At 44.8% G+C, this 20902-nt stretch carries 28 protein-coding genes; 10 read left to right on the forward strand and 18 right to left on the reverse strand.

Annotated elements, in window-relative coordinates:
- Window positions 1–29: 29 nt before the first annotated feature.
- Entirely contained in the window at window positions 30–296 is a 267-nt protein-coding gene (locus AC0VYE_RS21095) for a YqhV family protein (RefSeq protein WP_076266945.1), read from the reverse strand.
- Window positions 297–432: 136 nt separating this feature from the next.
- Here AC0VYE_RS21095 and AC0VYE_RS21100 point away from each other — a divergent pair, with 136 nt between their 5' ends.
- On the forward strand, window positions 433–1146 hold the full coding sequence (locus AC0VYE_RS21100; RefSeq protein ID WP_441961163.1) for a 2-phosphosulfolactate phosphatase: 714 nt from the start codon (window positions 433–435) through the stop codon (window positions 1144–1146).
- 72 nt (window positions 1147–1218) lie between these two features.
- On the opposite strand, the gene AC0VYE_RS21105 is transcribed toward AC0VYE_RS21100, so the two are convergent.
- The 5 genes from AC0VYE_RS21105 to AC0VYE_RS21125 form a co-directional block, all read right to left on the reverse strand.
- Window positions 1219–2472: an aspartate kinase gene (locus AC0VYE_RS21105; RefSeq protein ID WP_076266943.1), complete on the reverse strand. Its 1254-nt coding sequence runs from the start codon at window positions 2470–2472 to the stop codon at window positions 1219–1221.
- A 228-nt stretch (window positions 2473–2700) separates the two neighbouring features.
- A complete protein-coding gene (gene efp, locus AC0VYE_RS21110) occupies window positions 2701–3258 on the reverse strand; it encodes an elongation factor P (RefSeq protein WP_076266942.1) in 558 nt (185 codons plus the stop codon).
- Window positions 3259–3286: 28 nt separating this feature from the next.
- Complete coding sequence (locus AC0VYE_RS21115) at window positions 3287–4360, reverse strand: M24 family metallopeptidase (RefSeq protein WP_076266941.1); 1074 nt, start codon at window positions 4358–4360, stop codon at window positions 3287–3289.
- Window positions 4361–4385: 25 nt separating this feature from the next.
- Window positions 4386–4826, reverse strand: coding sequence for a type II 3-dehydroquinate dehydratase (gene aroQ, locus AC0VYE_RS21120; RefSeq protein WP_076266940.1), 441 nt, complete (start codon window positions 4824–4826; stop codon window positions 4386–4388).
- A gap of 92 nt (window positions 4827–4918) precedes the next feature.
- Window positions 4919–5425 carry a YqhR family membrane protein gene (locus AC0VYE_RS21125; protein WP_076266939.1) on the reverse strand — a complete coding sequence of 169 codons (507 nt, stop codon included), beginning with the start codon at window positions 5423–5425 and terminating at the stop codon, window positions 4919–4921.
- A gap of 219 nt (window positions 5426–5644) precedes the next feature.
- On the opposite strand from AC0VYE_RS21125, the gene AC0VYE_RS21130 reads away from it, so the two are divergent.
- Together AC0VYE_RS21130 and AC0VYE_RS21135 are read left to right on the forward strand one after the other, a co-directional pair.
- Window positions 5645–6607 (forward strand): DUF1385 domain-containing protein, encoded by a 963-nt coding sequence (locus AC0VYE_RS21130; RefSeq protein WP_475442804.1) that lies wholly within the window; start codon window positions 5645–5647, stop codon window positions 6605–6607.
- A 31-nt stretch (window positions 6608–6638) separates the two neighbouring features.
- Entirely contained in the window at window positions 6639–6956 is a 318-nt protein-coding gene (locus AC0VYE_RS21135; protein ID WP_076266937.1) for a hypothetical protein, read from the forward strand.
- Between the two features lie 67 nt (window positions 6957–7023).
- Here the strand turns inward: AC0VYE_RS21135 and mntR are convergent, their stop codons facing one another.
- Window positions 7024–7446, reverse strand: a complete 423-nt coding sequence (mntR, locus tag AC0VYE_RS21140; protein WP_053376766.1) for a transcriptional regulator MntR — start codon at window positions 7444–7446, stop codon at window positions 7024–7026.
- Window positions 7447–7656: 210 nt separating this feature from the next.
- On the opposite strand from mntR, the gene splB reads away from it, so the two are divergent.
- Complete coding sequence (gene splB, locus AC0VYE_RS21145; RefSeq protein ID WP_076266936.1) at window positions 7657–8724, forward strand: spore photoproduct lyase; 1068 nt, start codon at window positions 7657–7659, stop codon at window positions 8722–8724.
- A 15-nt stretch (window positions 8725–8739) separates the two neighbouring features.
- On the opposite strand, the gene AC0VYE_RS21150 is transcribed toward splB, so the two are convergent.
- From AC0VYE_RS21150 to AC0VYE_RS21195, 10 genes are all read right to left on the reverse strand, one after another.
- The gene (locus tag AC0VYE_RS21150) at window positions 8740–9453 is read right to left on the reverse strand and encodes a cytochrome c biogenesis CcdA family protein (RefSeq protein ID WP_076266935.1); all 714 of its coding nucleotides are present in this window, start codon (window positions 9451–9453) and stop codon (window positions 8740–8742) included.
- Between the two features lie 21 nt (window positions 9454–9474).
- Window positions 9475–10284, reverse strand: a complete 810-nt coding sequence (locus tag AC0VYE_RS21155; RefSeq protein ID WP_076266934.1) for a metal ABC transporter permease — start codon at window positions 10282–10284, stop codon at window positions 9475–9477.
- Window positions 10268–11074 carry a metal ABC transporter ATP-binding protein gene (locus AC0VYE_RS21160; RefSeq protein ID WP_076267071.1) on the reverse strand — a complete coding sequence of 269 codons (807 nt, stop codon included), beginning with the start codon at window positions 11072–11074 and terminating at the stop codon, window positions 10268–10270. Before AC0VYE_RS21160 ends, AC0VYE_RS21155 begins: the two co-directional genes overlap by 17 nt.
- 77 nt (window positions 11075–11151) lie before the next feature.
- The gene (locus tag AC0VYE_RS21165) at window positions 11152–12174 is read right to left on the reverse strand and encodes a metal ABC transporter solute-binding protein, Zn/Mn family (RefSeq protein ID WP_475442805.1); all 1023 of its coding nucleotides are present in this window, start codon (window positions 12172–12174) and stop codon (window positions 11152–11154) included.
- A 285-nt stretch (window positions 12175–12459) separates the two neighbouring features.
- Window positions 12460–14451 (reverse strand): methionine--tRNA ligase, encoded by a 1992-nt coding sequence (gene metG, locus AC0VYE_RS21170; RefSeq protein ID WP_475442806.1) that lies wholly within the window; start codon window positions 14449–14451, stop codon window positions 12460–12462.
- 113 nt (window positions 14452–14564) lie between these two features.
- Window positions 14565–14699, reverse strand: coding sequence for a hypothetical protein (locus AC0VYE_RS21175; protein WP_441910415.1), 135 nt, complete (start codon window positions 14697–14699; stop codon window positions 14565–14567).
- Window positions 14700–14846: 147 nt separating this feature from the next.
- A complete protein-coding gene (yidD, locus tag AC0VYE_RS21180) occupies window positions 14847–15086 on the reverse strand; it encodes a membrane protein insertion efficiency factor YidD (protein ID WP_076267070.1) in 240 nt (79 codons plus the stop codon).
- 17 nt (window positions 15087–15103) lie between these two features.
- The gene (locus AC0VYE_RS21185) at window positions 15104–15541 is read right to left on the reverse strand and encodes a Fur family transcriptional regulator (protein WP_076266931.1); all 438 of its coding nucleotides are present in this window, start codon (window positions 15539–15541) and stop codon (window positions 15104–15106) included.
- A gap of 180 nt (window positions 15542–15721) precedes the next feature.
- Window positions 15722–15946: a hypothetical protein gene (locus AC0VYE_RS21190; RefSeq protein ID WP_076266930.1), complete on the reverse strand. Its 225-nt coding sequence runs from the start codon at window positions 15944–15946 to the stop codon at window positions 15722–15724.
- 387 nt (window positions 15947–16333) lie between these two features.
- Window positions 16334–16759 carry an Hsp20/alpha crystallin family protein gene (locus AC0VYE_RS21195; RefSeq protein WP_076266928.1) on the reverse strand — a complete coding sequence of 142 codons (426 nt, stop codon included), beginning with the start codon at window positions 16757–16759 and terminating at the stop codon, window positions 16334–16336.
- A gap of 152 nt (window positions 16760–16911) precedes the next feature.
- Between AC0VYE_RS21195 and AC0VYE_RS21200 the strand changes: the two genes are divergently transcribed.
- From AC0VYE_RS21200 to AC0VYE_RS21220, 5 genes are read left to right on the forward strand one after another with little or no spacing between them, the layout of a single operon-like run.
- On the forward strand, window positions 16912–17139 hold the full coding sequence (locus AC0VYE_RS21200) for a spore germination protein (RefSeq protein ID WP_054024261.1): 228 nt from the start codon (window positions 16912–16914) through the stop codon (window positions 17137–17139).
- Window positions 17136–17339 (forward strand): spore germination protein GerPB, encoded by a 204-nt coding sequence (locus tag AC0VYE_RS21205; RefSeq protein ID WP_076266927.1) that lies wholly within the window; start codon window positions 17136–17138, stop codon window positions 17337–17339. Before AC0VYE_RS21200 ends, AC0VYE_RS21205 begins: the two co-directional genes overlap by 4 nt.
- A gap of 41 nt (window positions 17340–17380) precedes the next feature.
- The gene (gerPC, locus tag AC0VYE_RS21210; RefSeq protein WP_475442807.1) at window positions 17381–18049 is read left to right on the forward strand and encodes a spore germination protein GerPC; all 669 of its coding nucleotides are present in this window, start codon (window positions 17381–17383) and stop codon (window positions 18047–18049) included.
- Window positions 18049–18261, forward strand: a complete 213-nt coding sequence (locus tag AC0VYE_RS21215; protein WP_144376705.1) for a spore gernimation protein GerPD — start codon at window positions 18049–18051, stop codon at window positions 18259–18261. Before gerPC ends, AC0VYE_RS21215 begins: the two co-directional genes overlap by 1 nt.
- An 8-nt stretch (window positions 18262–18269) precedes the next feature.
- Entirely contained in the window at window positions 18270–18707 is a 438-nt protein-coding gene (locus tag AC0VYE_RS21220; protein WP_475442808.1) for a spore germination protein GerPE, read from the forward strand.
- A 53-nt stretch (window positions 18708–18760) separates the two neighbouring features.
- On the opposite strand, the gene AC0VYE_RS21225 is transcribed toward AC0VYE_RS21220, so the two are convergent.
- Window positions 18761–19783 (reverse strand): YeiH family protein, encoded by a 1023-nt coding sequence (locus AC0VYE_RS21225; protein ID WP_475449674.1) that lies wholly within the window; start codon window positions 19781–19783, stop codon window positions 18761–18763.
- 200 nt (window positions 19784–19983) lie between these two features.
- On the opposite strand from AC0VYE_RS21225, the gene AC0VYE_RS21230 reads away from it, so the two are divergent.
- Window positions 19984–20868, forward strand: coding sequence for a LysR substrate-binding domain-containing protein (locus tag AC0VYE_RS21230; protein ID WP_475449676.1), 885 nt, complete (start codon window positions 19984–19986; stop codon window positions 20866–20868).
- The last annotated feature ends 34 nt before the right edge of the window (window positions 20869–20902 follow it).

Genomic DNA, 20902 nt, shown 5'->3' on the forward strand with positions numbered 1-20902 from the left:
CCATTTCATAAATGCTAGAGTTGAATCTATTATTTTTTCAAAATACCGATCATCAAGCAAATGACGCCCGCTCCTACCCAAAGAAACTTTCCTGGTGACAGCTTATCAGACATCCCGACGAGCCCCACTGTTGTTGTAGCTATTAGAATAAGCGGGCCTACTAAAGCAAGTGATGAGTTTACTACTAACGCCTTGTCAATTTGGTTTAAACGAAGCATAAGCAGTGCAGCGCAGATCTCAATTGTTCCAGACGTCAGCCGCAGTGAAGCCATCGTTAATACGATTTTATTTAGCATGAATGGATAACCTCCCTTCAATGAAACGACTATTCCTTAATCATATGCTGGCTTGTCTGTCTTTCATGCCGGGCACAGGCACGTTGTTAGGCGCATATCATAAAGAATTGAGTTTGAGAAAGGCGGAGAAACAACGATGCAAGTGCAGGTTATATCCAGTGTGAACGAAGCGAGCTCGGCAAGATTTCATCATAAAACGGCAATTATTATTGATGTTTTGCGAGCTACAAGCACAATCGTTACCGCTATTGCTGCGGGAGCTTCATGCATCATTCCTGCTGAGACGGTAATGGAAGCGCGAGCACTTCAGCGACCGGGAGATTTGCTTGGAGGAGAACGCTTTTGCCGGAAGATCGCGGGTTTTGATATTGGCAATTCGCCAGAGGAATACACCGAGTCGGCCGTCGCTGGCAAACGAATTATTTTGACGACAACGAACGGAACAAGGGCAATCCATAAATCAATGAGGGCGGATCATGTGTTGACTGCATCGCTTCTAAATGCGGAGGCTTGCGCTCGCGCAGCGATCGAGCTGCGGAGAGATGTCGTTATTTTGTGCGCGGGGAGTCACGATGAATTTGCTATTGAGGATGGCTTGTGTGCCGGCCTTGTACTTGATAGACTTCAAGGCTTAAGCCACTTCGCTATAGAGATGGATGACTTTGGCTGTGCGATGCTCGCTTTGTACCGAAATCGCTCCACTCAAGTGAAAGAAACGATCATGAACGGAATGACCGGAAAAAAACTGATAAAGCTAGGAATGAAAAAAGACATAGAGGCATGCTCCGCTATCGATATCTATCAAGAAGTACCTAGACTGAACGGTGATCAATTAACGAGGAATGGTTGAAATTCCAAGTTATTAACAACAAAAAAAGCGTGCTCCCTAACGAGGAAGCACGCTTTTATTATTTCTATTAGATTAACGGCGATCCTGAGGGCCGCCTACAAATGCCTGCTCTGCTGTATCAAGACCATACGCAGTATGAAGCGCGCGTACAACTTCGCTGAGCGGCTCTGCATTAATAACGCAAGAACATTTAATTTCAGAAGTGCTTACCATCTTAATGCTTACACCTAGTGAAGATATGGTTGCGAACATTTTCGCTGCTACGCCTGGATTGCTGACCATGCCAGCACCTACGATCGATATTTTAACAAGATCGGATTCCGATGTCGTTTCACGGAAAGGAACAGTGCCGCGAATTCCCTCGATAACGGAGATCGCTTTATCTTTATCATCGCCTGAAAGCGTGAAGGAGAAATCGGCTTTGCCGTCCTGAACACCGCTTTGTACGATAATGTCCACATCGATGCCGTTGTTTGCTAATGCGCCGAACACATTTGCAAGCACGCCAGGAACATCCTCAACTCCCATAATGCTGATTCTTGCTACATTTTTGTCAAACGCGATGCCGCGAACGACCACGCCTTGCTCCATGACCGCTTCCTCCTTCACACTTGTACCTTCGTTTTGAGTAAAACTTGAACGCACAACTAGCTTTACATTATTATGCTTAGCGTATTCCACCGCACGCGGATGCAATACAGCAGCGCCTAAATTAGCTAGCTCTAGCATCTCGTCATAAGAGATTTCATTTAGCTTGCGCGCATTTTTGACTACGCGAGGATCCGTTGAGTAAATTCCGTCAACATCGGTATAAATCTCGCAAACGTCTGCGTTCATCGCAGCTGCCATTGCAACTGCAGTCGTGTCAGAACCGCCGCGGCCGAGTGTTGTAATTTCTCCCTCTTCCGTCATCCCCTGAAAACCTGCAATAATAGCTACATTACCTTCTTCAAGCGCTTTGAACACGCGCTCTGGATGGATATTCGTCATCTTCGCTTTACCATGCACCGCTTCTGTACGAATGCCTGCTTGCCAACCCGTGAAGGAAACGGCCTTTGCACCAAGCTGATGTACGGTCATCGATAACAAGGCTATCGAAATTTGCTCTCCAACTGTTAAAAGCATATCCATTTCCCGCGCCGGCGGATTTGGATTTAGCTGTTTCGACTGATCGATTAAATCGTCTGTCGTATCTCCCATGGCAGAAACAACAACAACGATATCGTTGCCTTCTTGCTGCCTCTCAATAATACGTTTTGCTACACGCTGCATCCGCTCCGGCGTTCCAACGGAGCTGCCGCCAAACTTCATCACGATTAACGACAAAGCCGATTCACTCCTAAACCTGACATATACATACAAGTCAATATTATATCACATTGCGCTTACCTATGGGTATATTCTCTTACAAAAAAACCGTCCGAAATCCTTCGGACGGTTTTAAATATAAGAATTTATAAGCTAGCACACTTATAAACAGCTTATATTTCTCCGCGAAACGAAAGCTAAGCCTCCAAGGATGGCTTTAGCCGTTTACACTAGTCAAGCTGCTTACTAAGCGCGCGAGATGTATTTGCCTTCACGAGTATCGATCAGCAAAACATCGCCTTCGTTAATGAACAGTGGAACTTGAACGTTAAGGCCAGTTTCAACCTTAGCTGTTTTTGTTGCGCCTTGCGCTGTGTTGCCCTTCACGCCCGGCTCTGTTTCAATAACTTTCAGCTCTACGCTGTTTTGCATTTGAATACCAAGGATTTCACCTTGATAGCTCGAAATGTTAACGTTCATGTTTTCTTTCAGGAAGTTAAGCTCCCACTCAAGCTGTTTCTTGTCCAAGTTAAATTGGTCAAACGTCTCGTTATCCATGAATGTATATTCCGAACCGGAGTTATACAAATATTGCACTTCACGGTTTTCGATGATCGCGCGGCCAATGCTCTCGCCAGCACGGAACGTTTTCTCAACAACGTTGCCGTTGCGAAGGTTTTTCAGCTTAGAGCGTACGAATGCAGCGCCTTTACCAGGTTTTACGTGCTGAAAGTCTAGAACTGTAAAAATATCGGAGTCTACTTGCACGGTCAAGCCTGTTTTAAAATCGTTTACTGAAATCATTGCTGATTCCCTCCTGAATGAATAGTCCTTAACCCAGAGTGATTAAATCCTTCGGGGATGAGGTTAATATTTTAATACCGGTTTCCGTAATAACGATGTCATCCTCAATGCGTACGCCGCCGAAGCCTGGTACGTAAATGCCGGGTTCTACCGTAACCGTCATGCCGGGGGTTAAAATCGTTTCACTGAATTTGGACAACCTAGGGGCCTCATGAATTTCCATGCCTAGACCGTGTCCGGTACCATGTCCAAATAGATCGCCATAACCGTATTTCGTAATAATATCGCGAGTTAGCGCATCCGCTTCACGCCCGGTCATGCCTGGCTTAATATGCTCAAGTGCATGCAACTGCGCTTCAAGCACGATATTGTAAATCTCGAGATGCTTAGCTGTCGGAGTGCCGACCACGACTGTGCGTGTCAAATCGGAGCAATAACCGTTGTAATAAGCGCCGAAATCAAGCTTTACAAACTCATTATTCCCAATAATGCGATCGCTAGCTACTCCATGCGGCAACGCAGAGCGCTCGCCTGAGGCTACGATCGTATCGAAGGAAGAAGAAGTCGCGCCATGGCTGCGCATATAAACTTCCATTTCAAGTGCGATATCCGTTTCACGAACTCCTGGGCGAATGAGCTTCAAAATGTGATTGAAGGTGCTATCCGCAAGATCGGCAGCTTCCTGCATAATTTGAAGTTCTGCCTCGTCCTTAATGTAGCGAAGCTGTTCCACTAATCCTGAGGCAGGCTCAAGCGTGATACCGTCTAATGTTTTCGACCAAGCTGTAAATTCACTGTATACGACATGGTCTTGTTCAAAAGCCAGCTTCGACAACTTATGTTGTCTTAGCAGCTCAAGCACATCCGCAAGCGGGTTCGAACCATGCTCAACAATTTGAAAATTGACCGCCTGCTGCGGCGCTTGTGTGCGGTAGCGGAAATCCGTCAGCAAATAGCTTTCGCTTAGCGTAATCAACACCATGCCTGACGAACCAGTGAATCCGCTTATGTAGCGACGGTTATACTCGCTTCCAATCAGTATCGCTTCAAAGCGATGTTCTTCCATCAGCTGCCGAAGTCGTTTTACTCTATCGTTTGCCATAACCGCTTCACCCTCTCTTAACTTATTACTGTTTGTTCAAGTGACGCACGAGCGCAGTTAGACCAAGCTCATAGCTATCAGACCCGAAGCCGGCAATTTGACCGACTGCAATCGCAGCAACGACGGACGTATGACGGAACGCTTCTCTCTTGTGAATGTTCGACATATGCACCTCGATAATCGGCAAATCAACGGTGCTAAGCGCATCGCGAAGCGCGTAGCTGTAATGGGTCCAAGCACCAGGATTGATGACAATGCCGTCTGCTTTGCCGTACGCACTATGTATTCGATCAATCATATCGCCCTCATGATTCGTTTGGAAAAATTCAACGGAGACGCCAAGCGCCTCAGCTTTATCCTTCAAGAGCGATTCGATGTCTGCAAGTGTTTCTGTCCCGTATACGCTAGGCTCACGAATGCCGAGCATATTTAAGTTCGGTCCGTTTAAAACAACAATTTTGTGCATGAATGCACCTCCCAAGCAACCGAATCCATCATAGGTTCAAAGATCATTAGCCATTTTACCACAAATGTCTGCCGCTTGAGAAGTAGGACTCGCTACTGAGCTTTCGCAGGCTCCCTCGATGCTTCATCCGTGAACTCAAAAGCAATCGAATAACCAATGAATACGCCCCATAGAAGAAAGACACACAACTCTGTGTAAAGCGTATTCCAGCCCGCTTTAGTGATACCTGGCATAACGCCGAGCAGCGGTCCCACCGCAATAAACAAAATCGCCCACCAAACCAAACCGTATATGATACCCGGCCAAGGTCCTCGTAGCTTCCCAAGTATAACTTTATATAGAAAGGCAGCCACAATTGAAAAAATAATAAACGCACCAATACTTACAACTTCTCCCCATCCCGTTTTTAGAAAAGAAGCTTTAAAAAAAGGATCTGCCACAAATCCGGGAAGCACCTTCGTAAAATTCATCTCAAAGAACATCCAGCGTACTACGCCCCATATTAAGCCAGCAAAAAAACCGATTTTGATTGCGTAAAGCCACGGGTTTGTTACATGATCCTGTTTATCATATTGGTTTCGTTGTTTATTGTTAGCCATTACGCTAAGCCTCCACTCTTATTTCCATAGTTGTCCGAATTAGTATGTGAAATAATAGCGATGGATAACCATACTTTACCGTCAACTTGCCTATCCCTTCCTTTATGTACGCTGACGTTGGCAATTGACTGATAGATCAAGTACAATAGACATACAAAGATAAGGTACATTCGTCGCAACAGCTAAGACGATATTCCAATCAAGGAAGGTGACAAGCACTTGCCGCAAGACTCCCGAAGCATATATGGCGGACAAGCGGTTATTGAAGGCGTTATGTTTGCTGGCAAACACGTTAACGTAACAGCTGTCCGACGCAAAAATGATGAAATCGTATTTTATGAAGTACCTCGCACAACGAAGAATTGGATTCAAGCATTGAAAAAAATCCCTCTCGTTCGAGGCGTTGTCGGTATTCTTGAATCAAGCGCCAAAGGCTCCCAGCATTTGAACTTCTCTATGGAAGCCTACGCTGAGGATGAAGCCGGTGAGGGTAAAGAAACAGACAGCAATCAACAACCCGTTGCAGTAAAGGAAGAGAAAAAGCAAGGCTGGAGTCTCAGCATGATTGTTGGCGTGGCTGTCGCCGGCGTGCTTTCCTTTATTTTCGGCAAACTTATTTTCACTGCTGCACCCGCAGCGCTCGAGGAACTTCTTTTCTCAGGGGTATTTGAAAATAAAATCGGTCATAACCTATTAGAAGGACTTATCAAAATTATTTTGCTGCTTTCTTATTTGTATTTCATTTCCATGACACCGTTAATTAAGCGGTTGTTCCAATATCATGGAGCTGAGCATAAAGTAATTAGTACTTATGAAGCTGGTGAAGAGCTTACGATTCAAAATGTACAGAAGTACAGCCGCCTTCACTACCGCTGCGGTTCAAGCTTTATCGTGTTCACCGTTATTGTAGGTGTTGTTGTCTACTCCTTGCCTTTCTTTACTTGGGACACCATTTGGGAACGCGTCTACATCCGTATCTTACTGCTTCCACTCGTTCTTGGCCTCTCCTACGAGGTGCTTCGCTGGACAAATGCTTTGCGTGAAATTCCAGTGCTGCGCTACCTCGGATATCCGGGACTATGGCTGCAGCTTCTAACGACCAAAGAACCGCGTGATGAGCAAGTTGCGGTATCCATTGCTTCCTTCAAGCGCATGCTTGAACTAGACAAACAAATGAAATAATTTCTATTGAAAAGGGAAAGGCGGAATTACAATGAGCAGAATACCAAGCAAATGGAATGTTTGGTCCATATCGTTTTTGGCGCTGCTGTTGATCGGTCTCGTTTACAGCGTTATCCAAAGCCCAATAACCTTTCTAATTCCCATTGTGGTGCTTGGCGGCATTTTCTTGCTATATAAATATCCGCCTTCTTTCTTAAGAGGTTACAATACGCGGCAAGGAGGAGTCCATGTCACACAAAGACGTGCTCCTGCAAGCAAAACGAGGACGAACAAAAACCGCTCCAAGACCGTGCCGTTTCGTGTCATTGAAGGCGGCAAGGAAGATGACGAAACACCTAAATATCATTAAATCAAACAAAAGGACCGAGGCATAATTGCCTCGGTCCTTTTTGCTTTCTCGTACGTATCGATATGTATTACTCGCTGTCCATTTCCGCACGCACGGCACGAAGCTCGTCCATACGCTGAGAATCTCTTCGGAAATATTCAACTAAAGTTTCAATACAGGTTATAGAGTCCCAGCTAAGATGATGCTCGATTCCTTCAACATCCTGATAAATATTCTCGTCCTGTACGCCAATCGTCGTTAGGAATGACTCTAACAATTGATGCCGATCAACAAGCCTTTTGCCCATTTTTTTCCCTTTATTGGTCAGGACCAGCCCGCGATACTTCTCATAGATCAAATAATTATCTTTATCAAGCTTTTGAATCATCTTGGTGACCGATGAAGGATGCACCTCTAGTCCTTCTGCAATGTCCGAGACACGCGCATAACCTTTTTCATCAATCAACTTATAAATTCTTTCCAAGTAGTCTTCCATGCTCGGTGTCGGCACTGAAGAACCCCCTAACCATACTTCTTCACCTATTTCACAGGCGTTACTTATTGTATCATACACTGTTCATTGTGTTCACTGCAACCCAAGCTCATCTCCAAAATAGATAAAGAAGCGCAAATAACACTTGAACTTACCAGTTTCAGCTTCGCTCATCCTTCACACAATAAGATGATGTTGATTGTGATGAATCTACAGGAGGAATGAGCTATGAGCACTGCAATTATTGATCGTCCTAAACCAGATCGCTCCACCCTCTCCTTTGTTCCCGAGCTTGTTTATTTTGAACCATCTGCGCTCGATTATCCCAAAGGGCAGCGTATTTTTGAATGGGTCAAAAAAGAAGGCATTCCTTATCGAATGACAACCTCACATAACCGAATTACGAACTTACCTGGCGATACCGAGCTTGAACAATACAAGATCGCCAAAAGAACACTTGTCGTCGGCATACGCAAAACCTTGAAATTTGATACTTCGAAGCCTTCAGCGGAATACGCCATTCCGATAGCAACCGGTTGTATGGCTCATTGTCATTATTGTTATTTGCAAACAACGTTAGGAGCAAAACCTTATATCCGTGTATATGTGAATATAGACGATATTCTAGAGGCAGCTCAGGGGTACATCGACGAGAGAAAACCGGAAATTACCCGCTTTGAAGCCGCATGTACATCCGATCCCGTCGGACTGGAGCCCATTACAGGCAGCCTTCGCGAGCTTATTGATTTTATGGGGGAACAAGAACATGGACGGCTTCGGTTTGTGACCAAGTTTCACCATGTGGACTCCCTCCTTGATGCAAAGCACAATGGACATACCCGTATCCGATTTAGCGTAAATGCCAAATATGTAATCAAGCATTTCGAGCCTGCTACATCAAGCTTTGATCAACGCATTGAGGCCGCCGCAAAGGTCGCTAGGGCAGGTTATCCAATGGGCTTTATCATTGCCCCTATTATTTGGCATGAAGGCTGGGAGGAAGGCTATGGCGAGCTTATAGCCTCACTTGCAGACAAACTCCCGCAGGATGTGACCAAAGACCTTACATTTGAACTCATTCAGCATCGTTTTACAAAAACGGCAAAAGCAGTTATTGAAAAGCGGTATCCGCGGACGAAGCTTGAGATGGATATTGAAAAACGCAAATATAAATGGGGACGCTGGGGACAAGGGAAATACGTCTATCCCGATGAACAAGCAAATGCGCTCCGCATGTATTTATCGGAGCGCATCTTTGAACATTTTCCCGAAGCAAAAATTGAATATTTTACGTAAGAGAGAAATATCAGCTTAAAATTTCAACCATTCCGGCGTAATCATATTAAGCCAGATCGTAATTTTGGTCATTTGATCGGTAAACAATAATACACCCATCAAAATCATAACAGCTCCGCCAACCTTCATTACGCTAGCTGAATATTTCAGTATCCATCTTGCCGTACCAAGGAAAAAGGCTAGTACAAAAAAAGGTATCGCAAAGCCTAATGAATAGGCAGTCGTTAGCTGAAACCATGTGCCAGGTTCCGATGCTGCAAGACCTAAAATCGCAGTAAGCGCGGGACCTGTACATGGAGTCCAGCCTGCGGAGAAGCCGATTCCAAAAATAAAGGAGCTGACATAGTTCGCTTTTTTCGGAATAAGATTCATTCTTCGTTCCTTCATCAGGAGCTGCGGCTGAAATAATCCAATTAGAAATAGTCCCATTAAAATAATCAATATCGCTGATAATTGCCTAATCAGATCTCGATATTCACTGAAAAATTCAGCAAATACATTCGTTCCGTAGCCTAATGCATAATACACGGTGCAGAAGCCCAAAATGAAAAACAGCGTGTGTGACATCGTTCGCATGCGTTTTTGTTTGGCATGTGTATTGCCCTTCAAATCCGCTACCGATATTCCCGTTATGTATGATAAATACGAAGGATAAAGCGGTAAGCAGCAAGGAGATATGAACGATGCAAAGCCAGCCCCTAAGGCCAGCCAAATGTTAATGTCGGACAAACCCTCTCACTCCAATCCTCATTAACTGCCTGGTCGCATGCCACGGCGGAAAACGAGCAGCAACAGCAGCACAGCAATTAGCAATAATACAATGGTACCGCCTGGTGCCAAGTTCCATACACCCGCGATTAGTAAGCCTAATACAACGGCAATCTCGCCAATAATGACGACCGTTATAACACTTTGACGGAAACTGCGGGCAATGATCAAGCTGCATGCGGCTGGTATAGTCAGCAAGGCCGATACAAGCAGCGCACCTACAATTTTGATAGAAACACTAATAACTAGAGCAGTAAGCACGCTAATCATAACATTATAAAATTTGACGGGCAAGCCGCTCACTGCTGCCGCGTCCTCATCGAACGTAAGCAGGAATAGCTCCTTTACTTGAAGCCTAATCGCAATAAGAACAATTAGTGTAACGACGCCTATTACGTAAAGATCAGTGGTGCTCAAAGTATAAATGCTTCCAAATAAGTAACTATTCACATTGCTGTTGAATCCTTTGCCCATTGTGAATAATAATGATGCGAGCGCGACTCCGCCTGACATGATAATGGCAATGGACAGCTCTGCATATGATTTATATGCTTTCCGAAGCTTCTCTATAGCAAATGAGGCAATAATCGCAAACACAAATCCCATAGCAATTGGATACACGCCAATCAAGAAACCTAGCGCTACTCCAGCAATAGATACATGCGATAATGTATCTCCAATCATTGAAAGCCTGCGCAGCACAAGAAATAAGCCGATTAGCGGTGCCGTTACCCCGATTAGAAGTCCGCCAATAAGAGCCCTTTGAAAAAATTCACTAGTTACGATCTCCAACCAAAACAACCTCTTTCCTGCTCTCCATTTGTTCCCTTAGCCCTTTCAAGCTGTGTGCAAGATCATTTTCTACACAATCCTGCGTTTCGTGCGAATGTTTAATATGAAACTTGAGCTTTCCGTTTCCACTGGCTGGCTCTTGTCCTAAATAAGAGCGAATCATGTCAAGGTCATGAGAAACCATTAGAAATGTAATGTTATGATGCTGATGCATATGCTTGATCATATGAAAGAAGCTTTCCTGTGTCTCCGTATCTATCCCCACAGTCGGCTCATCTAGAATAAGCAGTGATGGGTTGTTAATGAGCGCTCTGGCAAGAAATACACGCTGCTGCTGTCCGCCAGACAACTGCCCGATACGTTTATCCTTTATATCCTCAATCCCCATTGCTTGCAAAGCATCGTCACATTTTTGATAATCCATTTTGCTTAGTTTCTTAAACAGCTTGCTTCGCCCATAAAGGCCTGACAAGACGACCTCCCGAACAGTAGCTGGAAACAACGGATTTAATGTGTTTTTCTGCGGGACATATCCGATGCGCTCCCACTGCTTAAATTTGTCTACTTTCTCACCAAACAAACGGATCGTTCCGCTCGTTGGCTTTATCAATCCAACGATCATTCGCAGCAGCGTCGTTTTTCCAGCGCCATTCGTGCCGATTAATCCGATAAAGTCCCGTTCCTTCACCGCGAAGCTTAGCTTTGATATAACCGTCTGCTGTTGATAAGAGAAGGAGACGTCCTCCAATGAAATAACCTCTTGGTGACAGCTTGCATCCGCATTTGTCATTCGATTTGATTGCGCCATAATTTATCTCCTCACAGCAATGCGGAGCATAAATCAGCTCCGCAGGTTTGCCTTTTGCTCTATTGTAATGCTTGCACAAGATTTTGCAAGTTTCGTTCCATTAGGGTTAAGTACGTGTCTCCCGCTTTTTCTTGATCCGGCGTTAGGCCTTCGAGCGGATTAAGCACCATTGTCTCAACGTCCGCTTCGCCTGCAAGCGTTTTGGCAAGTTGATCTGAAACTAATTCTTCAAAAAAGATATATTTTACATCGTTTGCTTTAACAAACTTCGCAATTTTGAGCAAATCCTGTGCACGCGGCTCAGCGTCAGGGCTAAGTCCCATGATTGAAATTTGCTTCAATCCGTAATCACGAGCTAAGTAACCAAACGCTTGATGCGAGGTAACGATGTTTTTGTTTGATGTTTGTGCAAGCTTTGCCGTGTAATCCGCATCGATTGCTTCGAGCTTTCCTTTTAGTGCCTCGTAGTTTTTCTCATAATCTGCTTGGTTTGCGCTATCGGCTTCAATTAAGCTGTTTTTCACATTTTCAGCTAATGTAAGGGCTGATTTTGGACTAACCCAAGTGTGCGGGTCCAAGCCGCCATGTTCATGCGAATCTTCATCCGCATGTTCTTCTTCATGTTCATGATCATGCTCATCTTCATTACCCTCAATTAATGGAATGCCTTTGCTGATTTCTTTGGTCACGACTTTGCTGTCTTTGGACAGGCCTTTCAGGAATCCGTCAACCCAGCCTTCAAGTCCCGCTCCATGGTACAGAAACAGCTGAGCCTTCGACGCTGTATCAAGATCGCGGCTCTTTGGTGTCCAATCATGCGGCTCTACGCCTGAAGCTACTAGATTAACCGCTTTGACATGATCTCCGCCAATTTCCGATGCTAGAAAATATAATGGATAGAAGCTGGTAACGACACTGACTTGTTTCCCCTCTGCTTGACCAGTTCCCGTGCTGCCGTTCGCTGGTTGGTTTGATGAGCCTGAATTATTCGTATTATTGCCGCAAGCCGCTGCAAAAAGCAGCATTGCCGATAAAAGAAAACTAAGCGCCATAGGTCTTGTCAATGATTTCAGTCTATTCATTTTGATTTCTCTCCATTCATCTTTCTCTCTTGTTCGTAATCGTTATGATTACGTTTTGTATTATACGATGACCAGAAATAGACTGTCAACCTTATTTCTTAGCAATAGATAGTAGCAGTTTCATACCTATCATGACTCACAGCTGCAATTTAATCATATAGATTATCTTTATTGACCAAAATGATATGAATTATGATTGAAGCTATTTTTGAAGAGCAGCAAAACATAAAGGCACCCCAGAAGTTAAACAACCTCAGGGGTGCCTCCGTATATGAACAAATGAATTTACTTCACAACAGCGCCGTTTGGCATATTGTCAGGAACCGTTGCAAGTGTCAGCTGATCACCATGTGATGCTGCAAGAATCATTCCTTGCGACATTTCGCCGCGCAGCTTAACCGGCTTCAAGTTTGTAACGCAAATAACTTTCCGTCCAACCATTTGCTCCGGAGTGTAAAACTTAGCAATGCCGGAAACAACCTGGCGCTGCTCATACCCAAGATCCAATTGAAGCTTCATCAGTTTATCTGCTTTGAGAACTGGCTCTGCAGAAATAACCTGAGCAACGCGAAGCTCTACCTTTGCAAAGTCATCAATTGCAATTTCATCCTTGCTCTCAGGTGCAGCCTGTGGCGCTTCATCCGCTGCCTTCGCAGCATTTGGCTGTTCAGCCGGCTCCTCTGACTGTGTACCGCCGCTCATTGCTGCTGCGATAAAAGCAGACTCCTCTGCCGTATCGAGGCGTGGGAACAATGGTGTGCCCTTGCTTACTCTCGTTCCACCCGGCAGCGAACCGAATTGCTTCGTACTCTCCCATGAAGTTAGTTCACCCTGCTCAAGCCCAAGCTGCTTCCACATTTCCCTTGGAGAATGCGTCAAGAACGGCTGCAGCAGAATCGATACGATTCGCAGCGATTCCGCCAAATGATGCATAACCGATGCTAGCTGTCCATTTTTCGACTCATCTTTAGCAAGCGTCCATGGCTGTGTCTCGTCGATGTATTTGTTCGTGCGGCTTACAAGCTGCCAAAGGGATGACAGCGCAACGGAAAACTCCATATTTTCAAGCGCTGACTCTACCTGAACGATCGTTTCACTCGCAAGCTTCTGCAACGATTCATCAAATTCGGTTACGCTGCCTGCAAATGGCGGGATCACACCGTCAAAGTATTTATCGATCATCGCTATCGTTCGGTTAAGCAGATTACCAAGATCATTCGCCAAATCAAAGTTGATTCGTTCTACGAAATTTTCTGGCGTAAATGTTCCGTCAGCACCAAACGGCACTTCGCGGAGCAAATAATAACGAAGCGCATCCAGTCCGTAACGATCGATCAGCATTACTGGATCGACAACATTGCCTTTGGATTTTGACATTTTGCCATCCTTCATCAGAAGCCAGCCATGTGCAAAAACCTTCTTAGGCAGCGGCAAATCGAGCGCCATCAGCATAATTGGCCAATAAATCGTATGGAATCGAACTATTTCTTTTCCGACCAAATGTACGTCAGCCGGCCAGAAGTCACGATATTTCTGATCATCGCCTTCATTTCCGTAGCCTAATGCCGTGATATAGTTGGAAAGCGCATCAATCCACACGTAAATGACATGTTTAGCGTCTCCAGGCACTTTAATACCCCAATCAAACGTTGTACGCGATACAGCCAAATCTTCAAGGCCCGGCTTAATGAAGTTGTTGATCATCTCATTCTTGCGTGATTCCGGTTGAATGAAATCTGGATTGTCTTCATAATATTTCAGCAAACGATCAGCATAATTGCTCATGCGGAAGAAGTAGCTTTCTTCTTTTACAAGCTCAACCGCACGTCCGCAGTCTGGGCATTTGCCGTCAACCAGCTGACGCTCGAGGAAAAATGATTCACAAGGCGTACAGTACCAGCCTTCATACGTGCCTTTATAAATATCGTCCTGTTTGAGCAGCTGAGCAAAAATTTTCTCAACGACAACCTTATGACGATCCTCCGTCGTACGAATGAAATCATCATTGGAGATTTCCAGCTTCGCCCACAGATCTTTAATGCCTACAACGATATCATCAACAAATTGCTGCGGAGTTTGATCCTTTTCCTTTGCTTTGCGTTCAATTTTCTGTCCATGCTCATCTGTACCCGTCAAATACCATACATCATAGCCGCGCAGACGTTTATAACGTGCCATTGCGTCACCAGCCACCGTCGTGTAGGCATGTCCAATGTGGAGCTTATCGCTCGGATAATAAATCGGCGTTGTAATATAAAACGTATTTTTTTTCGTCATTTTTACTCCTCCTATTGCATTAGTCTAAAAAAACGCAAAAAACTCCCGTCCATCATGGGACGAGAGTTTGAACTCACGCGGTACCACCCAAATTTCAATCCGGAAATGAGCGGTTAAACCGTCACTTCAAGAAAGCTTCGTGTGCCGCCTGCATGGCGGCTTGCGCCGTTAACGCCAGCTTCGCGTCGCTCCCTTACCCAGCGCTGCCGCTGAAGCTCGAAAGCGAATCCTCCCGGACCATTTTCCAATGGAGTCCCTTACCGGCTTGCACCATCTTTCCCGGCTCTCTGAAAAGGTTCTGCTATTGTACTTATCCATTCCTCGGATATATAAATAAAACCAAAACTTATTTTACCACTTATAAATCAAAATATACCCAAATAGAGCCCTCTCTGTCAAGGAGCATCTATGTTGCTGTCTTTTGCAGGCGGAACGGGATCATAACCACCAGCATTAAAGGGATGGCACCTAGCAATTCGCTTCATAGCAAGCCAAGAGCCCTTAGCCGCTCCATGCTTCTCGATCGCTTCGAGCGCATACATCGAACAGGTCGGATAGAAACGGCATGATGGCGGGGTCAAAGGTGAAATCACTTTGCGATAAAAGAGAATCGGAGCTTGAGTCACTCTTCGCATTACCCGTTTCTCTGGCATTAGGCCTCGCTAACTGCTGACTCGTCTTGTATGCAGTCTTTGCAATATCCGAACACCTCGAATTTGTGTTTCACAACTCGGAAATCATCAGGAACATTCGTTTGCTCCATTGGGCAGAAGGTAATGGGATACGTCATCCCGCACTGCAGGCAAATCATATGATGATGATGTTCATTCTCTCTGCAATGCAGCTTGAACTTACCGCCATCCTCAAAAATAACCTGCTCCAGCACACCGAGTTCTTCCATCACTCGCAAATTGCGATATACGGTATCAAAGCTTAATCCCGTATACGATTTCCCCATATATTCATAGACTTCCTTCGGAGCCAAATAACCTTGTGTCTCAGAAAAAAGCTTTGCGAGCGTTTTCCTTTGATCCGTTATTCTCAATCCTTGACTAGACATGCGTCGTATAATGTCTTCCATCGTATGCATATGTCGAACCTCCGGACTAAAAATTGTTTATCTCCATAATGACGAACAAACTTAAAAAGGCTAAAGCCGCCTATGGAGGCTTAGCATTCGTTTCGAGGAGAATTATATAAGTCCATTATAAGCAATAAAACTTATAAAGTCTTATATTTAAAAAAAGCTCTCGTCAATGAGAGCCTCCATTTAACCATTTAATCTCATGTTAATCATAAAACTAGCTGACATCGCTACAAATAACAAGATACTAATAATGCCAACCAGCTTTCGCCTAGTATTGAGCTTATTAATTAACGCGGAATCATTGGAGAGCCGTTTCGACTCCGAGTACGAGCGATGCATAAACATATAACTGATAATGGAAACGACGAACAGCATGTTAATAAAAAACCATATAATTGTCCAGGTCAAGCCCTTACCTCCGGTCGTGATCAGCTATAAAAAACTATAGATACCACTTATTTAATATGTACATGAAGACTACAAAACTCACGACCGCTCCTGCAAAACTAAACCAGCCTGTACGAAATTTTTGCTGAAACATCCGCAGGATACCAAAGCTCAGCAAACCGAAAATAAGCATTAAAAAAACGATTCCAAGTATGAATAACGAAGCAGAAACACTGCTTACATCGACTAAGGACACTGAACACACTCCCTTTTTACTAATATGTACATGTTCATTAGACATTATAAGGGATAGCGAAGCCTTTAGCCAGCTGTAATACCTGTCGATTTCGTGACAAAAAGAGCACATCTCATCTAGATTTGTGCCCTTCCTGTTCCTCCATACGTTAACTACCAACGAATTATCGCTTCATGATAGGTACGATTGGTTGGCCTCTTCTGAAGCTTCACGTGCATAAAATTGTCTTTCACTAATGTTTTGCACACCTTAGGCTTCACAAACTTAGGCAGCTTGATCGTCTCCGGCTTACCGCTCGGCAGTCCATCCAGGCGCAGCCGGTCTTCCCTTACGAACAACCGAAGCTGCTCTTTATCAAAGCCTTCCGGCAATGTAATCTTCACATTCAAAAAATGACGCGTTTCGGAAAAGGCTGCTGAGCCTCCTCCAATCATAACACCAGCCGCTTCGGGCAGTGCTTTGGTCATCATTTTACGCACATATTGCTCTACCCAAGCCGGTTCGCGCAGCAGCTCAAAGCCTTTTGGCATCTGCTGCTTCTCCATCCACCGTTCCATATCATCCCATTTAGATGCCACAGCAAACACCCGCCTTCCAGCACTTCTACCAGCATATGCGCCTTGAGGGTTTCAGGATACTTTCTGGATAGTAACCTCTGGGCGAATGCCGCATAAGCTATACCATAAACATTCCATATATCAAAAATCATCTTTACAAAGGGAGGATGCTCATGCCAGCTGTCGTAGGTTTTGTCAAAATTGTTAGCGTTGGCTCCGGCTCCATTATTCAATTTGGAGACGCCCTGGAAGTGTCGCCAAATAGCACTTCCAAGACGTATGCGGGATCAGGATCATTCCTAACCGGAAGCTTAACGAACTCAAATAACGCTGTCAGCGCAACAAACACTCTTGATCCGGATGTGCAAGATAGCTCGAATAATGATGTGAGTGCAATATGAGCCTGACCATTCATCAGCAAATTACGATCCATCAGCTTCGTGTCGACAGCGTATCAAACAGCTCCGTCCTGCAGGTCGGCAGTGCCGGGTCCATACGTTCATTGTCACAGCTCTATAATTCGGGCGGGTTCACTGAGCCTGCTCCAGAGTTATCCTCAGATAATCCGCTTTCTTTCGTCCCACTGCCTAACCCTACTTAAGCGGAAAATAGAACTCATTACGAGTAGGAGGTGCAAGTCTCATGCAGCAAAACAATCCACTTTCCCCGTGGCAAATATGGTCACTTGAAGTACAAAATAAGCTTAACGAGCATTGTGAGCGGCTTGATGCACTAGAAGCAAAGGTCAACGCTTTATGTGAACAAGTAAAGCAGCTCGAAGCGCGCCCTACTTACCATATAGACGGCATTCAATATCATTTTGATCAATTGAAAGTTGAGAAGCTTGACGGCACACTGAATATCGGGATGACCGCGCCAGGCATCGGAGATGATTCTATCCCTGGAAGCATTGAACAGATGACCGTATCAAATACGCCCACTTTCCCAACTGCAGCTTCACCTACACCGCCGCAAAATGGGCTATACAATGATATTTATGCTGGGATGACTCGTTATTTGGATATGGAAGCTCAGCAAAAACTGCTCTCCTACGAAAACGAGCTTCAAATTCCACTAGATCCTTATCATCGGCAAATTATTATTAATGATGTCCGCAAACAAGTTCCTGCTCGCATTCAGTACTATTTGCAAAAAACAGATCGAGGCAGCGATGCTCAACCAGCCGCGATTGATAACAATGCGGTCACAGCTACCGTTCTGTCCAAAACAAAAAGGGATGCCGACGCTGCATTGCTCGCCTATATGCGAGAGCTTCAAAACAACTCCCCATCTACCGGAGGAATGTCATAATGCTGTATTTTAAAGTCGTTAATCATCTGCTTAGTGTTGGTCAAATTGAAGTGCTCGGCGTATCCAGTGCATCGATGCTGCAAGTTGGGGACACCGATAACGTAAATTTATATTCGATGTTCGATACACCGCCTGAATCTGTCATCGTTGGACCGATTGCTCCGTTTCCGCTTCCGGAAGAAGAGTCTAGCGGCACCTTCGGGGGAAGCTAGGTGGCATCATGAATCGAATTAATGATCAATCTATCAATACCTTCCACGTTCGAACCGCAACTGTTGGGTTCTTGCGTATAATAACTGTTGGTCAGGCAGGTATTGTACAGCTTGGTGATCGTGCTGTGACGAGCGCCAAGCTTCGAGCGCTAGCGGTGCAGCGGAAAGAAAATCATCTGACTTCAGGCGAAGTTTTTTTTGAATCCTATGAGCTTTTTTCCCGCCCGCTGCCCGTTATCAGTGATCCGGAATTTGATAATGCTGGCGGTATTGAGCTGTTTCGAACCAATTGTGCGCCGAATATTACAGTCGGATACATACAAGTCATTGCATCCGGCTCAGCAGCGAGCATTCAGATCGGCAACGGAGTGACTCTGAACGGAGAATCACGAATCAAGCATATTCGGCAGTACCCCCGTCAAAATACCGCGCTCTCTCAAGGATGAGCAATAAAGTCCGCTAAGGCGCTGTATGCCTGCGGACCTTTTTTTGTCTTTTTTTATGCCAAATGAAAAATATGCACGAGCAGCAGTCCGAGCCCAGCTAGCAGCACAGAGCCAATGAATCCCGCAATAAATGGTTTTTTTCCAAGCCTCTTAAATACGACAAAATCGACGCCGAGACCAAGTCCAGCCATTGCCATTGCAATGAGAAAATAAGCGGCTACAATCAGATTCGCAGTAGCTGCGGCAGGAATTATGCCTAACGTATTAACTCCGCTCATAGCAAGAAATCCAACGATAAACCATGGAATCGGCAATTTCTTTAAGCTCATTTTTTGTGCTTTATTGGCTTTGCGGCCATTCCAAATTCCAATAATAATCGCGACGGGGACAAGCAGTGCTACGCGAGTCATCTTTACAATAACAGCCAAATCAATCGCTTCTTGTCCTCCAGGAGCCGCAGCAGCAATAACATGCGCAATTTCATGCAATGTTGCACCCGAGAAGATACCATAACCTGCGTTGCTTAAATCAAGCACGGGGTACAATACGGTATAGGCTAGCGTAAATAGTGTTCCTAAAATCGCAACCGTTGTCGCACTCACAGCCGTTTCATTTGGACTTGCCTTCAATTGTGGAGCTATCGCTACAACAGCTGCTGCACCGCAAATAGCTGTACCGCAGGCTGTGAGCAGGCCTAAATTTTTATCTATTTTCATCCATTTGCTTATTCCATACACAACAAATATCGTAAATACAATGTTAATAACGGCAAGCACAAATACTTTTGGCCCTGCATGTAAAATATCATTTAAATTCAGGCGAAGACCCAGCAGAATAATTCCGAATCGCAGCAGTTTTTTGCTTGAAAACGTTATGCCGCTCGTCGCTTGCGCCGGCAATCCTATCCAAGCACGACAGGCTATCCCTAATAAAATAGCGACAACCAGCTGACCCATAACGTTAAAAAAAGGAAGCATCGCGATTCCTTTCGCTGCTATCGCAATACCCATCGTATACGCTAATCCTTGTATAAAACCAAAACCATTATTCGAATGACGAATAAAAACATTTTTTATAATCATCGATTTCACCTCTGCATCTTGTGTTTAGCAAGTGTTCCCGTTGCATTAACTATAAGGCTCGGAGCAGACAAAGTGAAATACCTATTCCCTATCCTTATCATCAGGAATCCTAATGATTGAATTGCCATTCTTTCGTTTTTTCCTTATAGTTACGTTATATTCAAGAAAATCGCAATCAATAATGAGGGATAATGATGATCATTGAGGCACTTCGAGTATTCGTTACCGTAACGGAGCAAAGTCATTTTTCAAGAGCTGCAGATCTATTGAATATTTCTCAGCCAGGGGTAAGCCTGCATATTCGAAATTTAGAAAATGAACTTGGAGCGAAGCTGCTGCATCGCTCTCCTAAGCAGGTTCGGCTTACCGAAGCTGGTGACATTATGTACCAACGGGCGAAGCAAATTTTATCTTTATATGAGGAAGCGAAGCAGGACATACAGCTTTTACAGGATAAGGTGACGGGCAGCTTGCAGATTGGAGCCAGCTTTACGATTGGTGAATATGTTCTCCCAAGCCGGCTTGCTGAATTTGCTGTTCAATATCCGCTCGTTACTATCCAAACAACAATCGGGAATACGGAGGAAATTGTTCAAGCAGTGAGATCCAACGAACTGGATATTGGTCTCATTGAAGGCGATGCAAGCGCGGCAGATTTAGTCGTTACGCCTTACATGAAAGATGAAATGATTTTGATCGCTCCTTCTACACATCCGCTCGCAGCGGAGCACTTCATTGATGCCGAAATGCTGCAAAACCAAGTATGGGTACTGAGAGAAGTCGGCTCTGGCACTCGCGCTTTTAGCGACCAGTTCATACGTGATGCGCAGATAACCCAAAAACGCTCTTACATTTTTAATAGCAGCCAAAGTGTCAAACAATCTGTGGTATCCGGTTTAGGAATTGCGATGCTCTCACGCTGGGTCGTAAAGAAGGAATTAGAATCGGGAGAACTGATCCAGCTTCGGTTGAGCAAACAGCGCTTCGAACGTGATTTTTCTATTATCCGACATAAAGAAGGTTCAGCTACAATGGCTGTATCTATGCTGCTGCAACGGCTTCTAACCCTTAATGAATAAACAGTGTGAACAAGCCCTCTATTCCTATTAGCCG

It is taken from the genome of Pristimantibacillus sp. Z349TD_6 (genome assembly GCF_056173205.1).